Raw genomic sequence first — 14,507 nt, 5'->3', positions numbered from 1 at the left:
CCGCCTCAGAAGGGCAACCCGAGCGTGACATCCGCCTGGTGCATCAACGCCCGGAAACGGGCCTGAATCCGTGCCAGTGCCTCGGGGGTGTCACCCTCGAAGCGCAGGGTGAGGCAGGGGGTGGTGTTGGAGGCTCGCACCAGGCCCCAACCGTCGGGAAAATCCACTCGCAGGCCATCGATGCGTGTGATCGTCCCGCCTTCCAGCGCTTCCTGACCTTCCATCGCCTCCAGCAGACGAGCCATGAATACATCATGGGCATCCTCAACCCCTTCGGGGCTCACCAGGATCTCCGGGGTGTGACAGCCCTGGGGCAGGTCGTCCAGCACCCGCGCCGGCGGACGATCATCCCGCGACAACCATTCCAGCAGGCGGGCCCCGGCGTACAGGGCGTCATCCACCCCCAGCCAGCGATCGCGGAAGAATACATGCCCGCTCATCTCTCCCGCCAGCAAGGCTCCGGTTTCTTCCATGCGCGCCTTGAGCAGGGAGTGCCCGGTGCACCACATATCCGGCACGCCACCCCGGCGACGCACCTCCTCGGCCAGGTGATGGGTGCATTTCACGTCGAATACCACGCCGGCGCCGGGATGATGAGCCAGCACATCGTCGGCAAAGCACATCATCAGGCGGTCCGGCCAGTGGATGCGCCCCTGGCCGTCCACCATGCCGAGGCGATCTCCATCACCGTCAAAGGCCAGGCCCAGATCCAGGCCCTGCCGGCGCACCACATCGGCCAGGTGGGCCAGGTTTTCCGGACGCGAGGGGTCGGGGTGATGATTGGGAAAATGACCATCCACCCGGCAGAACAGGGGCTCCACGCGGCAGCCCAGGCGCCGGTAAACCTCGGGAGCGATATCCGATGCGGCACCATTGCCACAGTCCACGGCCACCGACAGGGGGCGGTGCAGATGAATGTCGTTGCAGAGTCGGTGCAGATAGTCCTGGGTCACCTCCGCCTCGACACAGCGACCACCCGGGCCTTCGGGCAAGCGATCCTCGGCAATGCGGCGACGCAGTCGCTGCACCGTTTCCCGGTGCAGGGTACGCCTCCCCAGCATGAGCTTGAAACCGTTGTAACGGGGCGGATTATGACTCCCGGTGACCATCACGCCGTTGCCATCGGCCAGCTCCAGGGCAGCGAAATAGGTCACTGGGGTGGGCACGCATCCCAGCAGGATCACCTCCAGACCAGTGGCCATGAGCCCTTTCACCAGGGCAGCCTCCAGTGCCGGACTGGAGAGACGGCCATCGCGGCCGACGGCGACCCGCTTGCTGCCCTGCTCGCGGGCCTCGGCCCCGTAGGCGCGACCCACGGCCTCGGCCACCCCAGGGTCCAGGCCAGCCTCCACCACCCCGCGGATATCGTAGGCCCGGAAGATGGAAGGCGACACCTGAACACTCATATGGGTAATCCCTGTAGATAACCTTGGGCCTGTTAAAACCTCTGACCTTTCAAAACTGCAGGGCCCTGGATGGATGCCGACAGGCGGATGGGGTCGTCTCAGATTCGGCCCGAGGAGCCGAAACCACCGGTTCCCCGCTGCGTGGCCTCGAACTCATCCACCACCTGGAAACGGGGCTGCACCACGGGCACCACCACCATCTGGGCAACGCGCTCCCCCGGGGAGATCACGAAGGACTCCTCTCCCCGGTTCCAGCAGGAGACCATCAGCGGTCCCTGGTAGTCGGAGTCGATCAAGCCCACCAGGTTGCCCAGCACGATGCCCTGTTTATGGCCCAGCCCCGAGCGGGGCAGGATCATGGCCGCCAGACCCGGATCGGCGATGTGCATGGCCATGCCCGTGGGAATGAGTTCAGCCTGACCGGGAAGCAGCGTCAGGGGCGCATCCAGGCAAGCGCGCAGATCCACGCCGGCGGAACCCTCGGTGGCCGGGGTGGGCAGGGGAAAATCACGGCCCAGGCGGGCATCGAGAATCTTGATCTGTATGGTCTGCATGTTCGGCTCAGTTTTGTCCACGGGCCATCTGGAATCGATCCGCGATCACCTGCACCAGCGCCCGCGCCAGCGTCACCTTGGATTGTCGCGGCAGCGAGCAATCCCCATCGCGCCAGAACACCCGCAGGGCGTTGTCGTCCACATCGAACCCCTGACCGCCGGACACGTCATTGGCGGCGATCATGTCCAGGCGCTTGTTCTCGAGCTTGGCGCGTGCGTGCTCCTCCAGGGAATCCGTCTCGGCGGCAAAACCCACGCTGAAGGGTCGATCCCCGGAGGCAGCTACCAGGGCGAGGATGTCCGGGTTCTTCACCAGTTGCAGGTCCAGGGTGTCGCCCTGCTTCTTGATCTTTTGCTGCGCCGGTTGCGCCACGCGGTAATCGGCCACGGCGGCGGTGGCGATGAAGATGTCGGCTCCCGGCAAGTGGGCCATCACCGTCTCCTGCATCTGTGCAGCCGTCTCCACCATCAGACGCTCCACCCCCGCAGGGGCTTCCAGTGTCACCGGACCGCTCACCAGGGTGACCCGGGCGCCGGCCAGTGCGGCAGCGGCGGCCACAGCATGGCCCATGCGCCCGGAACTGCGGTTGGTGATGTAGCGCACCGGATCCACGGGCTCCCGGGTGGGGCCCGCAGTGACCAGGACACGGCGTCCTGCAAGGCGCGGGGCCTCGAACAGGGACTGGAGAGACTGCAACAGCTCGGCGGGCTCAAGCATGCGCCCTGCCCCGATCTCACCACAGGCCTGCCCACCGGTGCCCGGACCAAACAGGTGTACGCCACGCGAGGCCATCAGGCGGGCATTTTCCCGGGTGGCCACGTGGCCCCACATGGCCCGGTTCATGGCCGGGGCCAGACAAACAGGGGCCTCGGTGGCCAGACACAGGGTGCTCAGCAGGTCATCGGCCATGCCGTGGGCCAGACGGGCCATGACATCCGCCGTGGCCGGCGCCACCAGGATGGCGTCGGCCCAGCGGGCCAGGCTGATATGATCCATCCCGGCCTCCGCCTCGGCGTCGAACACGGCCGTGCGCACCGGGTGCCCGGACAGGGCCTGGAAGGTGAGCGGCGCCACGAATTCCGTGGCCCGGGGCGTCATCACCACCCTCACCCGCGCCCCGGCCCCGGTGAGCAGGCGCACCAGTTCGCAGCTCTTGTAGGCGGCAATGCCGGCGCTGACGCCCAGCAGGATGTTCTTTTCTGTGAGTGGCATGGGGGGATTCTACCTTGTCGGCGAGGGCAAGTCCTGTGAACGGAGGGCGTGTCCTGGTCCGGGGGCGCGGCGGGCATCATGCGTGACCTCGCACTGTCGGCCCTGTAACTTAAGCCCCGGCGAAAACATCTCCGACCAAGGACTTCCCATGCCTCAAGCCTACGATCCCGCCCGCTTCGAACGGGTGCGCTGGACCATCTACAGCGTGCTCATCGCAGCTTACATGCTGGTGTTCTTTCACCGCTTTGCGCCAGCCATGGTTTCCGGGGAACTCACCGAAGCATTCGGCGTGACGGCGGCGGCGCTGGGGTCCCTCTCGGCCATGTATTTCTACATCTACACCGCCATGCAGATGCCGGCAGGTGTGCTGGCAGACACCCTGGGTTCGCGTTTTGCGGTGATGCTGGGCAACGCAGTGGCCGGGTGCGGCTCCATCGTCTTTGGGCTCGCCGAGACGCTGGCCACCGCCAGCGTGGGCCGTTTCCTGGTAGGGCTGGGGGTCTCGGTGGTCTTCGTCGGCCTCATGAAGAGCAATTCCGTGTGGTTCAGCGAACGCAAGTACGGCAGCATCAGCGGCCTCACCCTGCTGCTGGGCAACCTGGGGGCCATCGCCGCCACCGGCCCCCTCGCCTTGATGCTGCTTGTGGTGGACTGGCGCAGCCTGTTCGTGGCCCTGGGAGTGATCGCCATCGGCCTGGCCGTGCTCTCCTGGTGGCTGGTGCGTGACAAGCCCGAACAGATGGGTTTCCCATCGGTACGTGAGATGGAAGGCCTGCCGCCGGCAACGCCGCGCCAGCAGCATTGGATACGGGATCTCAAGTCAGTGGTGAGCAACCGCCGCCTGTGGCCTGGTTTCATCTACGACTTCGGCATCACCGGCAGTCTGTTCGGCATGCTGGGACTGTGGGCCATCCCCCTGCTGCGGGATGTTCATGGGCTCAGCCGGGGAGATGCCTCCCTTTACACGACCCTGGCCACCGTAGCCTTCGCCATCGGCTGCCTGGTGGCAGGCAATGTCTCGGACCGCCTGGGTCGGCGCCGCCCGGTGCTGCAGGCTGGTGCCCTGGCCTATCTGGGCATGTGCCTGGGTCTGTTATTACTGCCTTGGGGACCGGGAGCCCTGGGGCTTACCCTGTTCATCCTGCTGGGCCTGAGCGCCGGCTGTTTCGTGGTGGCGTACGCCCACGCCAAGGAAGTGGCGCCACCTGCCTTTTCGGGCATGGCCATCGCCCTGGTGAACACCGGACTGTTCCTGGGCGCTGCCCTGTTCCAGCCTTTGTTTGGCTGGGTGATGGACCTGGGCTGGGATGGCACGCTCAGTGCCACCGGCGCCCCGGTCTATGACGCAGGGGATTATCAGCGTGGGCTTTGGCTGCTCACCGGCTTTGCGGCGCTGGCCACGGTGGCGTCGTGGCTACTGGTGGAGACTCGGGGAAAAAATATTGTGGAGGACTGATAACCCCCGGCCATCCCCACAAAAGTGCGACCCACGGCCGAACTGGTCGCCCCGGGCAGCTGGCTCGTGCTGCCCCCTGTTATGATCACAGAATCCCCCCATGAAAGGGCCAGAGCGCACATGATCAAACAGTACAGATGGCTCCTCTTGCTGGTGCTCCTGGTGAGCACCACATCCCAGGCCTCCAGCCTGCGTTTCGATGGCGTGCTCATCCGCGAGGGCAGTCCGGCCTGGCTGCTGCTGGAACACATGGGCGAGCCCATCCAGCGCAGCAGCCGGGACGCCTGCGTACGTCGGGAACGACGTGACTGCGTGGAATGGCGGACCACGGAGACCTGGTTCTACAGGCACAATGACCTGAACTACACCATCAAGGTGGGTGACGGAAAGATCCTCAAGATCGAGTGGAGCCGGTTCTAAGGCGCCTTGGCCTGGCCCGGATCGCCCCATCGGGCCAATCCGTCACCTGGCGGGCTGTGGACGGCAATGGAGGACCCGCCTGAAGTCCATGAGACTTTCCAGGCGGGCATCGTCACCCGATCAATGCTCCAGCCGCGCCGCCAGGGGCCGGTACTGGAGGGCGTAGAACATCTCCAGGTAGCGCCGGGTCTCGGCCCGCTCCAGGTTGGTGACGTACTTCCAGAACCCGTAGATACGGGACAGTGTCATCATGCGTTCGGCATAGAGTTTCCAGGTGTAACGGGCCTCCACCCGGTCCATGCCGGCCTGGGAGATGCGGTTCCAGTGGCCTGGATCACTCTCGCAGCGGGTAAAGAATTCCACCAGGATTTCGGCTGCCTCGTCCCCATGGTTCGGGTCGATGTGATAACCCGAATGGCCATGCTCGATGATCTCCAGCGGCCCCCCGTAGAGGGTGGCAAACGTGGGCAGCCCCGAGACCATGGCCTCGATCACCGTCAGACCAAAGGCCTCGAACAGGGCCGGCTGCACGAACACGCCGCGGTGATCGGCGATATAGCGGTAGAGTTCGCCGCAGAGCACCTTGTCCAGGCGCACCCCCAACCAGCGCACCTGATCCTCCAGACCATATTCATCGAACAGATGATGCATGTGCGCGATCTGCTCCTGCTCCTCACGATCGGAGGAACGGGAAGCATCGGTGTAACCGGCCACCACCACCAGGTTGGCCCGCTTGCGCAGTTCCGGATTGGCCGCATACCAGGACACCAGACCGGTGATGTTCTTGATGCGATCCAGACGTGCCATGGTGAAGATGACGGGCTTGTCCGGTTCTGCCAGCACGCCGCGCCCCTCCGGATGCGGGCCGCCGAAGACCATCTCGTGCAGCTCCTCATGCAGCCCCTTCATGCGCCGCTCACCTTTTTGATGAGAGAAATACACCTCGGAATCCGCCCCCGGTGAGACGATGTTGAATCGGGGATCGAACACATCAATCCCGTTCACCACCCGATACATGTCCGGCATGGTGAACGAGCCATAACTCTCGTACTGGCCGATGGCGTGATCGGTGCCAGCAATCTCCTGGTAGGTACTGGTAATGATGAAATCCGCCGCATTCATGGCGATGAGGTCGGCGGTGAACTGGCAGGAAAAATGATAGTGCTCCTCGTTTTCCTTCCAGTAGAGATCCGAGTACAGGTACTTGGTCTTCTCCAGGGCATGGGCGATGTTGCACTGGGTGACGTGCATGCGCGCCGACAGCAGGGTGGCCACCAGATTGCCATCGGAATAGTTGCCCACGATCAGATCGGGACGCCCTCCCAGTTCGGCGCGCACCCGGGTCTCCACATCATTGGTGAAACGCTCCAGATAGGGCCAGATCTCGAAACGGGAAGTCCACTGGGGCACCACTTCGCCATCGCGCCCCCGGAAGGGCACGCGCAGGATCTTGGCGTTCTGGGTGCCGGAGATCATCTCCTCGGGCTGGTCGCAGGTGGTGCCCCGGGCCTCGGGGATGAGGCGGGTCACCACCAGGATGCGGGGCTGAATGTCCAGGCCCTGCTCGGCCAATCGGTCGTGCATCTCCCGCTCCAGGGCCCGCACCTGATCCAGGATGTAAACCACCTGCCCACCGGTATCAGGCAGCCCCAGCACATTGGACTGCCCGAAGAATCCGTGGGGCGAGAGGATCAGCATGCTGAAGATCATGGGGATACGCGCCAGGAAGTGCTCCAGGGTCTTGGGCGAGGGGGCCTCAAGCAACTCCGAGAGCAGTTGCAGGCTCTCGATCACCCGACCCACGTCCTTGCCCCATCCAGCCTCGAGACCCAGGTCCTGCAGCGCGTGGGCCACCTCTGCCCAGGGGGTCTGACGGTCCTTGCGGGCGAGCGCCTTCTCGGCGGCGCGAATGGCCCTGCGCAGGCCATCCACATCCCGCACCCGATCATTGATCATCAGTTGCTGGCCGTTGCAGCGATGCTCCCTCAGAAACTGGAAAAGTTTGTCGAAACCCTGGCCCTGGCCGTCGAACAACTGGCTGGAGAGCTTGCGGTTGAGGAATTCCACCCCCTGCCCGATGGATCGGGCCTCGCGCATATTGGGGAAGTTGCGCTGAAAGGCTCCGATGTCGAACTCCAGGGGACGGTCTTCCTCCAGGTGCGGGGCCACCATGCGCTCCTTCGAGCCCAGAAACTCGCTCACGCTGAGCGGCTCCACCGCCAGTTCATCGGCATGGATGCGCAGGTAGACCCAGCGGCCCACGCGAGGGCGCACGGAGAAGGCGACCCAGGGTGGAGTGATCACCGCCTCCTGCACATCCTCCACCATCTGTGTCAGGGTCGAGGTGTCCGGGGGTGGAGCGTCATGCTCCGCCTCCAGTTCCCGGAAGGCATCCTGCAGGTCCGAGCGCAGCACGAAGGCGCGCCCGAGATTCTGGTAACGACGTAGCAGCAGGTAGGTGAATTCCCGGTGTTGGGTAATGTTTTCCCGCAAGATTTCCAACATGCTGTGTCCCCCTGATGCGCATCGGATGGCAGGTGATACGTGGCCTGGCCAGTGCAGCAAGGCCGACCGGCAAGCCCGTTTGTGACCCGTTCAGCTTAATGCTATTGTACAAAAAGGATTTGTGCAAAAAGAACATGCCATGGCCAGCCTTCCGTCACGAGCCCACTCCCCACCTGCCGAACCGCATGGCAGCGGCGGTCGCGCCGAAGAGATGCGCGTGCAGGCGGTCATCCAGCGTCTGCGGGTGCTGTTCCGTTCGTTGCAGGGTCACTCCCGGCGCATCCAGGAAGACTGCGGCGTCAGCGCCGCGCAGCTGTGGGCCCTTTGGGAGGTTCAACTGGAACCGGGCCTGAGCGTGGGGGATCTGTCCCAGCGACTCTCCATACACGTGTCGACGGCCTCCAACATGCTGGACAAGCTGGAACGCAAGGGCCTGCTGGAGCGCCGCAGGGCCGGCCGCGATCAACGGGTGGTCCGGCTGTTCACCACGCCCGCAGGGCAAGGCCTGCTGGACAACGCCCCGGCTCCGGCCCAGGGTGAACTCAACCGGGCCCTGCAGGCGCTGCCCGCCGAAAGCCTTGCCGCCCTGGAGGCGGGTCTGGGGGATCTGCTGGAGATCATGGAAACCCCGGACGAAAAGGCAGCACTCAAGCCTATCGCCGACGATTGACGGTGCCATTCTCGACCCGGGGCATCGCTGGCCTTGCAGCCACCCGGCCTAGTACTATCCAAGGGTCATATGCATAGCAGAGAGGGGACTGAATGACGCCCATCCGAATCAATTTCCAACGCCTGCAGCACGACATCGAGGCCCTTTCAGCCATTGGCCGGGATGCCGACCGCGGCATTCACCGCATGGCCTTCAGCGAAGGGGATCTCGCCGGGCGTCAGTGGTTTCGGGAGCGCATTCTGGAGGCGGACCTGGACTTCTACGAGGACGGCGCCGCCAATCTGCATGGTCGCCTGGACTGGGATGGTCAGCGCCCCAGCGTGATGATGGGCTCCCATCTGGACACCGTACCGGGTGGAGGCCCCCTGGATGGCGCCCTGGGCGTGCTCGTCGGCCTGGAGGTGCTGCGTACCGTGAAGGAGTCGGGCCTGCCCCTGCGCCACCCCCTGGAAGTGGTGAACTTCACTGACGAAGAAGGACGATTCGGTGGTCTGTTCGGCTCCCAGGCGGTGGCCGGCCAACTGACCCCGGCCATGATCCATGCGGCCCGGGACCTGGATGGCATCACCCTTACCGAGGCCATGGCCGCCTGGGGGCTGGACGCCAATGCCGCCCTGTTCGCCCGTCGCCCCAGGGACTCCATCCACGCCTATCTGGAGCTGCACATCGAGCAGGGCCCGGTACTGGACCGCGGCAAGATCAGCGTCGGCGTGGTGGAGGCCATCACCGGCCTGTTCAAGTGGGATGTGCAACTCAAGGGACAGACCAATCACGCCGGCACCACCCCCATGGACATGCGCAACGACACCTTCCAGGGGCTGGCGGAATTTGCCGGCGAGATCGAGCGCATTCTGGAAGAACACGGCAGCCCCCACAGCCGCGCCACCATCGGCCGCGTGGAACTCAAGCCCGGTGCCGCCAATACCGTGCCCGGCTACACCAGCTTTTCCCTGGACGTGAGGGATACGGACCCGGACACCCTGACCAACCTGGCGGACGCCTTCCGCCGCACGCTGTCGACCATGGCCCGGCGACGTTCGCTGATGTTCGAGTTCGAAGTGCTCTCGGAATTGCCTCCGCAACGCTGCGACCCGGCGCTGGTGCAACTGCTGGAGGACAAGGCCCGCGCACTGGACCTGAAGGACCTTCGCCTGCCCAGCGGCGCCGCCCATGATGCCCAGATCATGGCCTCGCTCACCCGCACCGGCATGATCTTCGTGCCCAGCCTGGAGGGGCGCAGCCATTCGGCGGCAGAGTGGACCAACTGGGAAGACATCGAACGCGGGGCCAACCTGATGCTGCAGGCCATCCTGTCGCTGGCCACCGAGAGCGGAGGGGAACTCAAGTGAGCAACGACAAGACCCAAGACACGGCAACCAGCACCACCTACGACAGCGTCGACCCGCTGCGCGAGCAGTATCGGGAGACCCTCATCACCAACCGGGCCCTGACCCGGGCCCTGGGCACCCACCATGCGGCGATGCTCTGCATTGACCTGCAATATCTGGATGCCGCCCGGGGCTGGGGGGTGTTTGCCGACGCGGAACGCTCCGGTCTGCCCCCCGAATCCCAGGACTACTACTTCGATCGCCTGGAGAACACGGTTCTGCCCAATGTGCGCCGTCTGCAGGATGGCTTTCGCTCCCTGGGCCTGGAAGTGATCCACACCCGCATCCAGTCCCTCACCCAGGATGGCCGGGATCGGGGTCCGGGTCACAAGCGCCTGGGCCTGCATGCGGCCCCAGGGTCCAAGGAGGCGGATTTCCTTGAGATCGTGGCGCCTCAGGGTGACGAGATCATCATCAACAAGACGGCCAGTGGCGTGTTCACTGCCACCAATCTGGAGTATGTGCTGCGCAACCTGAATGTGACGGCCCTGTTCGTGGTGGGTGTCTACAGCAACGAATGTGTCTCCACGGCCATCCGGGATGCCTGTGACCTGGGTTTTTATGTCACCCTGATCGAAGACGCCAGCGCCACGGTGACCCCCGAACTGCAGCGGGCCACGATACTCACCATGAAGGATCGCTACGCCCGGGTGATGAGCACTGACCAGGCCCTGGCGGAGATCTCCAAGGTGGAAGAGATCGCCGATTGAACCGTTGTCTTTCCCAGCCAAAGAGGCATTAGTCATGGTAGTCGACTCGCAGCTTCAAAAGCCGCTTCGCCCCAAGGACGGTACCGCCGGCATCGAGCGGCCCCGCGCCCTGGCAGAGAGCATCCCCGAAGATCCCGGCCCGCTGCTGGCCCTGGCCAGTCGGCACGTGGTGTCCTCGCGGCAGTTTGACCGGGACACCCTCACCCAGCTGTTCCGCCTGTCGGCCCAGTACGAGAGCACACCGGCGCTCATGCACCTGCCGCTGCAAGGCAAGATCCTGATCAGTGCCTTCTACGAACCCAGCACCCGCACACGCCTCTCCTTCGAGAGTGCCTGGCACCGCCTGGGGGGAGACATCATGTCCATCACCGATCCCAAGAGCACGGGCATGGCCAAGGGAGAGTCCATTCAGGACATCGCCGAGATGTTCAACAACTACGGGGATGTGATCGTCCTGCGCAACAACGAGGACCGCTCCGTCTACGACATGCTGGATGCCCTGCGCATCCCCATCGTCAATGCCGGCAACGGCATTGACGAGCACCCCACCCAGGCGATGGCGGACGTGTATACCATCTTCAAGTGGCGCCCCGAGTTGCTGGACCCGGACCTGCCCCGTGACAAGCGTATCCGCGTGGGCATCATCGGCGTACCCAATCGCATGCGCACCGTGCGCAGTCTGCTGCTCCTGCTGGCGCGCTTCCCCACTGCCATTGAGGAAGTGGTGATCTTCACGGACCAGGATACCCCCTTCGACGAGGGTCAGGCAGAGGAACTGAGCGAGGCAGGGCTGTCCGTGCGTGTGTCCAAGCGGCTGGAACCGGAGCTTCCCGACCTGGACGTGGTGTACATCAACGCCATTGCCTGGGTGGGTGACAGCTTCGAGCAGATGGGCGCAGAGCTGAAGCTCTCCACCGCCTCCCCCCTGAAGAAGGACTCCATCATCCTGCACCCCCTTGCCCGGGGCAAGGAGCTGGACACGGATCTGGACCCCACCCGCCACAACTGGTACTTCGCCCAGGCCAGGGGCGCCGTGTTCGTGCGCATGGCCCTGCTGACCTGCATGGTGCGCCGTGTGAGCGAAGTGATGGATACCTGAACCTGCTGGCTGTCCGTTCGATCCCGGGCACCCGCTGATACGAATTCATTGACGAGGAGTTTCCTATGTGCGGCATCGCCGGCGTCATGCACGCCGATCCCCATCAACCGGTGGATCCCGAAACCCTGGTGGCCATGGCGGCCATCCAGTACCACCGTGGCCCCGACGGCTTCGGCTACAAGGTGCAGGACGACCGCGGCGTGGGCTTCTCCCATGCCCGTCTGACCATCATCGACCTGGATGAGAACCGTGGCCGTCAGCCGTTCATGTCGCCGGACAACAACCTGATGCTGGCGGTGAACGGTGAGTTGTACGATTACAAACGCATCCGCACCGACCTCACCTCCCGAGGTGCGAAGTTCCGCACCAAGAGTGACTCGGAGATGGTGTTGCATCTGTACCAGGACCTGGGCCTGGAGGACATGCTGCCGCATTTGCGGGGTGAATTCGGCATGGCTCTGTACGACCGCCAGCATGACCGGCTGATGCTCATTCGCGACCGCTTTGGCGTGAAGCCCCTGTACTGGACCCAGATCAATGGCACCCTGGTGTTCGGCTCGGAACTCAAGGTGCTGTTTGCCCACCCCGAAGTGCCACGCCGCTTCGAGGCCAAGGGTCTTTATCACCAGCTGATGCAGACCATGGTGCCCGGTCAGACCGCCTTCGAAGGCATCAACCAGGTGAAGCCCGGCCATGTGGTCACCATCGAGCGGCGCCATGGCAAATTCGAGATCCGCGACGACCGCTACTGGGACATGGACTTCCCACTGATGTCCGAGCGGGGTGATGAAAAGGACGAGTCCTACTACATCGAGGGCGTGCGCGACAGGCTCATGGAAGCGGTGCAGTTGCGCCTGGAAGCCGACGTGCCCGTGGCCTGCTACCTGTCCGGCGGCATCGACTCGTGCATCACCCTGGGCCTTTCGGCGGCCCATCAGCAATCCCCGGTGAAGGCCTTCACCATCGGCTTCGACAATGCTGACTACGACGAGACGGCCATCGCCACGGAGATGGCCGAAAGCGTGGGTGCCGACCAGGACGTGATGACCCTGAACGCGGATCATCTCTACGACAACCTGGTGGAGACCCTGTGGCACGCCGAGCGCACCATCTACAACACCCTGGGCGTGGCCAAGCTGCTCATGAGCCGCCACGTGAACAAGGCCGGCTACCGGGTGGTGGTCACCGGCGAGGGCTCCGATGAGCTGTTCGGGGGTTACCCCTCCTTCCGCCGGGACATGTTCCTGCATGGCCTGGACACCCTGTCTGCCGCCGAGCGTGCCAGCTGGCAACAACTGCTGTCGGAGAGCAACCAGCTTTTCCAGGGGGCCATGCTGGCGGAGAACGAACTCCACGATCCGGCTCTGGACGCCCTGGTGGGCTTCACGCCCTCCTGCCTGCAGCCCTGGCTGGCCAGCGCCGAACACGCCCCGGGCCTGATGGCCCCGCACCTGCGCGAGCAGGTGAAAGGCTATGAGCCAGGCCGAGCCATTGCCGAGGCGCTGGACAGGGACATGATCGAAGGTCGCCACCCGCTGGACAAGGCCCAGTACGTATGGATCAAGACCATGCTGGAAGGCCAGATCCTCACCTGGGGGGGCGACCGCGTGGACATGGCCAATTCCATGGAGGCCCGTCCGCCGTTCCTGGATCATCACCTGGCGGAGTTCGCCACCCAACTGCCCCCATCCATGCGTATCAAGGGGCGCACGGAAAAATACGTTCTGCGCGAGTCCATGAAGGGACTGCTTCCCAAGGTGCTGTACGAGCGCGAGAAGTTCGCCTTCATGGCCCCACCGGCCCATACCGATCCCAAGAAGTGGGCGGCCATGCGGGCGCTGGCGGATCAGTATCTGTCGGATGACGCAGTGAAGGAAGCGGGCCTGCTGGACCCCGCTGGCGTACAGGCCCTGTTCGACCTGCATGATGCGCCGGACACCACCGCCTCAACCCAGGTGCAGCTGGATGCCGTGATCAACCACATGATCGGCGTGCAGGTGCTGCACAGTCACTTCGTGGCCCAGGACATTCCCCGGGTAGCGCGCAAGCGGGCCGAGGCCCTGGGGTGGCATCCCTGAGCTCATAAGCCCCTCTCCCCTCTGGGGAGAGGGGTTGGGGTGAGGGGCGCAGCGGGCTGGTAGGGTCGGGTGCGATCCTCCCCCTCATCCCCGGGCCTTCTCCCCGGAGGGAGAGTTCCAGGCGTCGTGAGCCAACGCATAGAACCCCGCGTCCTCCGTGGTAGCCCCATGCAGGGTGCACACCCTGGCTGCAAACCCGGCAGCACGATGCAGGATCACATCCCACGGCCACCCCTCCAGCAACCCCAGCAAAGTGACCGCACTGAAGGCATCCCCTGCCCCCACGGTGTCCTTGAGCCCCTCAACCTTCGGCGCGTGCATGGCGTGCACGGCACCATCCCGCGTGAGTACCATGGCCCCTTCAGAAGCGCGGGTGACGATGATGGCCTCCAGGTCGAAGCAGGCCAGGGTGAGGCGCGCCTGTACTTCCGGATCGTCCGCGGGCTCGGGGGCCAATGCCGACAATTCATCCTGATTCAGCTTCACCCAGGTGGCTCGGCGCATCAGATCATGCACCACTTCACGCTCCCACCAGGGTGCGCGCAGATTCACGTCCATGAACACCCGGGCACCCATGTGATCCCGCAGGGTTTCCAGGCCATGGCGGGCCGCCAGCTCGCGCAGCGCCAGACTGCCGTGATAGAGGATGCCGCCGCGGGGGAGCCCCTCCAGAGCACGCGTCACGTCCACATGATCGTAGGCCTGATCGGCCAGAATCTCGTATTGGGGCTCGCCACCGCTCAACCTGACCTGCACCTGCCCCGTGGGGTGGTCCGGGTCCACCTGAAGGCCCTCGGGGCGCATTCCCCAGGCCGACAGGGCCTGCTGCACCTGCGCACCCAGTTCATCCTCGCCCACGGCGCCAATGAATAGCGGCTCGCGCCCCAGCCCCTTGAGGTTCCAGGCTACATTGAAGGGTGCGCCTCCCAGCACGGAACGGTCCTCAAAGCAGTCGAAGAGCACTTCCCCGAAGATCACGGGCTCGGGATTGGCTGTCACGTCGGCCTC

Annotated in this window: 12 protein-coding genes; 7 read left to right on the top strand and 5 right to left on the bottom strand. The window is 64.5% G+C overall.

Annotated elements, in window-relative coordinates; translation table 11 throughout:
• Positions 1-5: 5 nt before the first annotated feature.
• From ECTHA_RS0114985 to coaBC, 3 genes are all read right to left on the bottom strand, one after another.
• Complete coding sequence (locus ECTHA_RS0114985; RefSeq protein ID WP_025280255.1) at positions 6-1,406, bottom strand: phosphomannomutase/phosphoglucomutase; 1,401 nt, start codon at positions 1,404-1,406, stop codon at positions 6-8.
• Between the two features lie 98 nt (positions 1,407-1,504).
• Positions 1,505-1,960: a dUTP diphosphatase gene (gene dut / locus ECTHA_RS0114980; RefSeq protein ID WP_025280254.1), complete on the bottom strand. Its 456-nt coding sequence runs from the start codon at positions 1,958-1,960 to the stop codon at positions 1,505-1,507.
• A gap of 7 nt (positions 1,961-1,967) precedes the next feature.
• Complete coding sequence (gene coaBC, locus ECTHA_RS0114975; RefSeq protein ID WP_025280253.1) at positions 1,968-3,173, bottom strand: bifunctional phosphopantothenoylcysteine decarboxylase/phosphopantothenate--cysteine ligase CoaBC; 1,206 nt, start codon at positions 3,171-3,173, stop codon at positions 1,968-1,970.
• A gap of 148 nt (positions 3,174-3,321) precedes the next feature.
• Here coaBC and ECTHA_RS0114970 point away from each other — a divergent pair, with 148 nt between their 5' ends.
• Positions 3,322-4,629 carry an MFS transporter gene (locus tag ECTHA_RS0114970; RefSeq protein WP_025280252.1) on the top strand — a complete coding sequence of 436 codons (1,308 nt, stop codon included), beginning with the start codon at positions 3,322-3,324 and terminating at the stop codon, positions 4,627-4,629.
• 162 nt (positions 4,630-4,791) lie between these two features.
• Positions 4,792-5,049 carry a DUF2845 domain-containing protein gene (locus tag ECTHA_RS0114965; protein WP_238623997.1) on the top strand — a complete coding sequence of 86 codons (258 nt, stop codon included), beginning with the start codon at positions 4,792-4,794 and terminating at the stop codon, positions 5,047-5,049.
• 120 nt (positions 5,050-5,169) lie between these two features.
• Here the strand turns inward: ECTHA_RS0114965 and ECTHA_RS0114960 are convergent, their stop codons facing one another.
• Positions 5,170-7,554: a sucrose synthase gene (locus ECTHA_RS0114960; RefSeq protein WP_025280250.1), complete on the bottom strand. Its 2,385-nt coding sequence runs from the start codon at positions 7,552-7,554 to the stop codon at positions 5,170-5,172.
• 139 nt (positions 7,555-7,693) lie between these two features.
• Between ECTHA_RS0114960 and ECTHA_RS0114955 the strand changes: the two genes are divergently transcribed.
• The 5 genes from ECTHA_RS0114955 (at position 7,694) to asnB (ending at position 13,499) form a co-directional block, all read left to right on the top strand.
• The gene (locus ECTHA_RS0114955; protein ID WP_025280249.1) at positions 7,694-8,224 is read left to right on the top strand and encodes a MarR family winged helix-turn-helix transcriptional regulator; all 531 of its coding nucleotides are present in this window, start codon (positions 7,694-7,696) and stop codon (positions 8,222-8,224) included.
• Positions 8,225-8,316: 92 nt separating this feature from the next.
• Entirely contained in the window at positions 8,317-9,573 is a 1,257-nt protein-coding gene (locus ECTHA_RS0114950; protein ID WP_025280248.1) for a Zn-dependent hydrolase, read from the top strand.
• Positions 9,570-10,322 carry a cysteine hydrolase family protein gene (locus tag ECTHA_RS0114945; protein WP_025280247.1) on the top strand — a complete coding sequence of 251 codons (753 nt, stop codon included), beginning with the start codon at positions 9,570-9,572 and terminating at the stop codon, positions 10,320-10,322. Before ECTHA_RS0114950 ends, ECTHA_RS0114945 begins: the two co-directional genes overlap by 4 nt.
• A gap of 34 nt (positions 10,323-10,356) precedes the next feature.
• Positions 10,357-11,421, top strand: a complete 1,065-nt coding sequence (locus tag ECTHA_RS0114940; RefSeq protein ID WP_026623847.1) for an aspartate/ornithine carbamoyltransferase family protein — start codon at positions 10,357-10,359, stop codon at positions 11,419-11,421.
• Between the two features lie 65 nt (positions 11,422-11,486).
• Positions 11,487-13,499 (top strand): asparagine synthase (glutamine-hydrolyzing), encoded by a 2,013-nt coding sequence (gene asnB, locus ECTHA_RS0114935; RefSeq protein ID WP_026623846.1) that lies wholly within the window; start codon positions 11,487-11,489, stop codon positions 13,497-13,499.
• An 84-nt stretch (positions 13,500-13,583) separates the two neighbouring features.
• On the opposite strand, the gene ECTHA_RS18570 is transcribed toward asnB, so the two are convergent.
• The gene (locus tag ECTHA_RS18570; protein WP_025280246.1) at positions 13,584-14,498 is read right to left on the bottom strand and encodes a carbohydrate kinase family protein; all 915 of its coding nucleotides are present in this window, start codon (positions 14,496-14,498) and stop codon (positions 13,584-13,586) included.
• Positions 14,499-14,507: the final 9 nt, after the last annotated feature.

This window comes from Ectothiorhodospira haloalkaliphila ATCC 51935 (genome assembly GCF_000633935.1).
GTDB lineage: Bacteria > Pseudomonadota > Gammaproteobacteria > Ectothiorhodospirales > Ectothiorhodospiraceae > Ectothiorhodospira > Ectothiorhodospira haloalkaliphila.
Note: the sequence above shows the minus strand (reverse complement) of the source record. Positions and strands in the feature narration are given on the sequence as shown.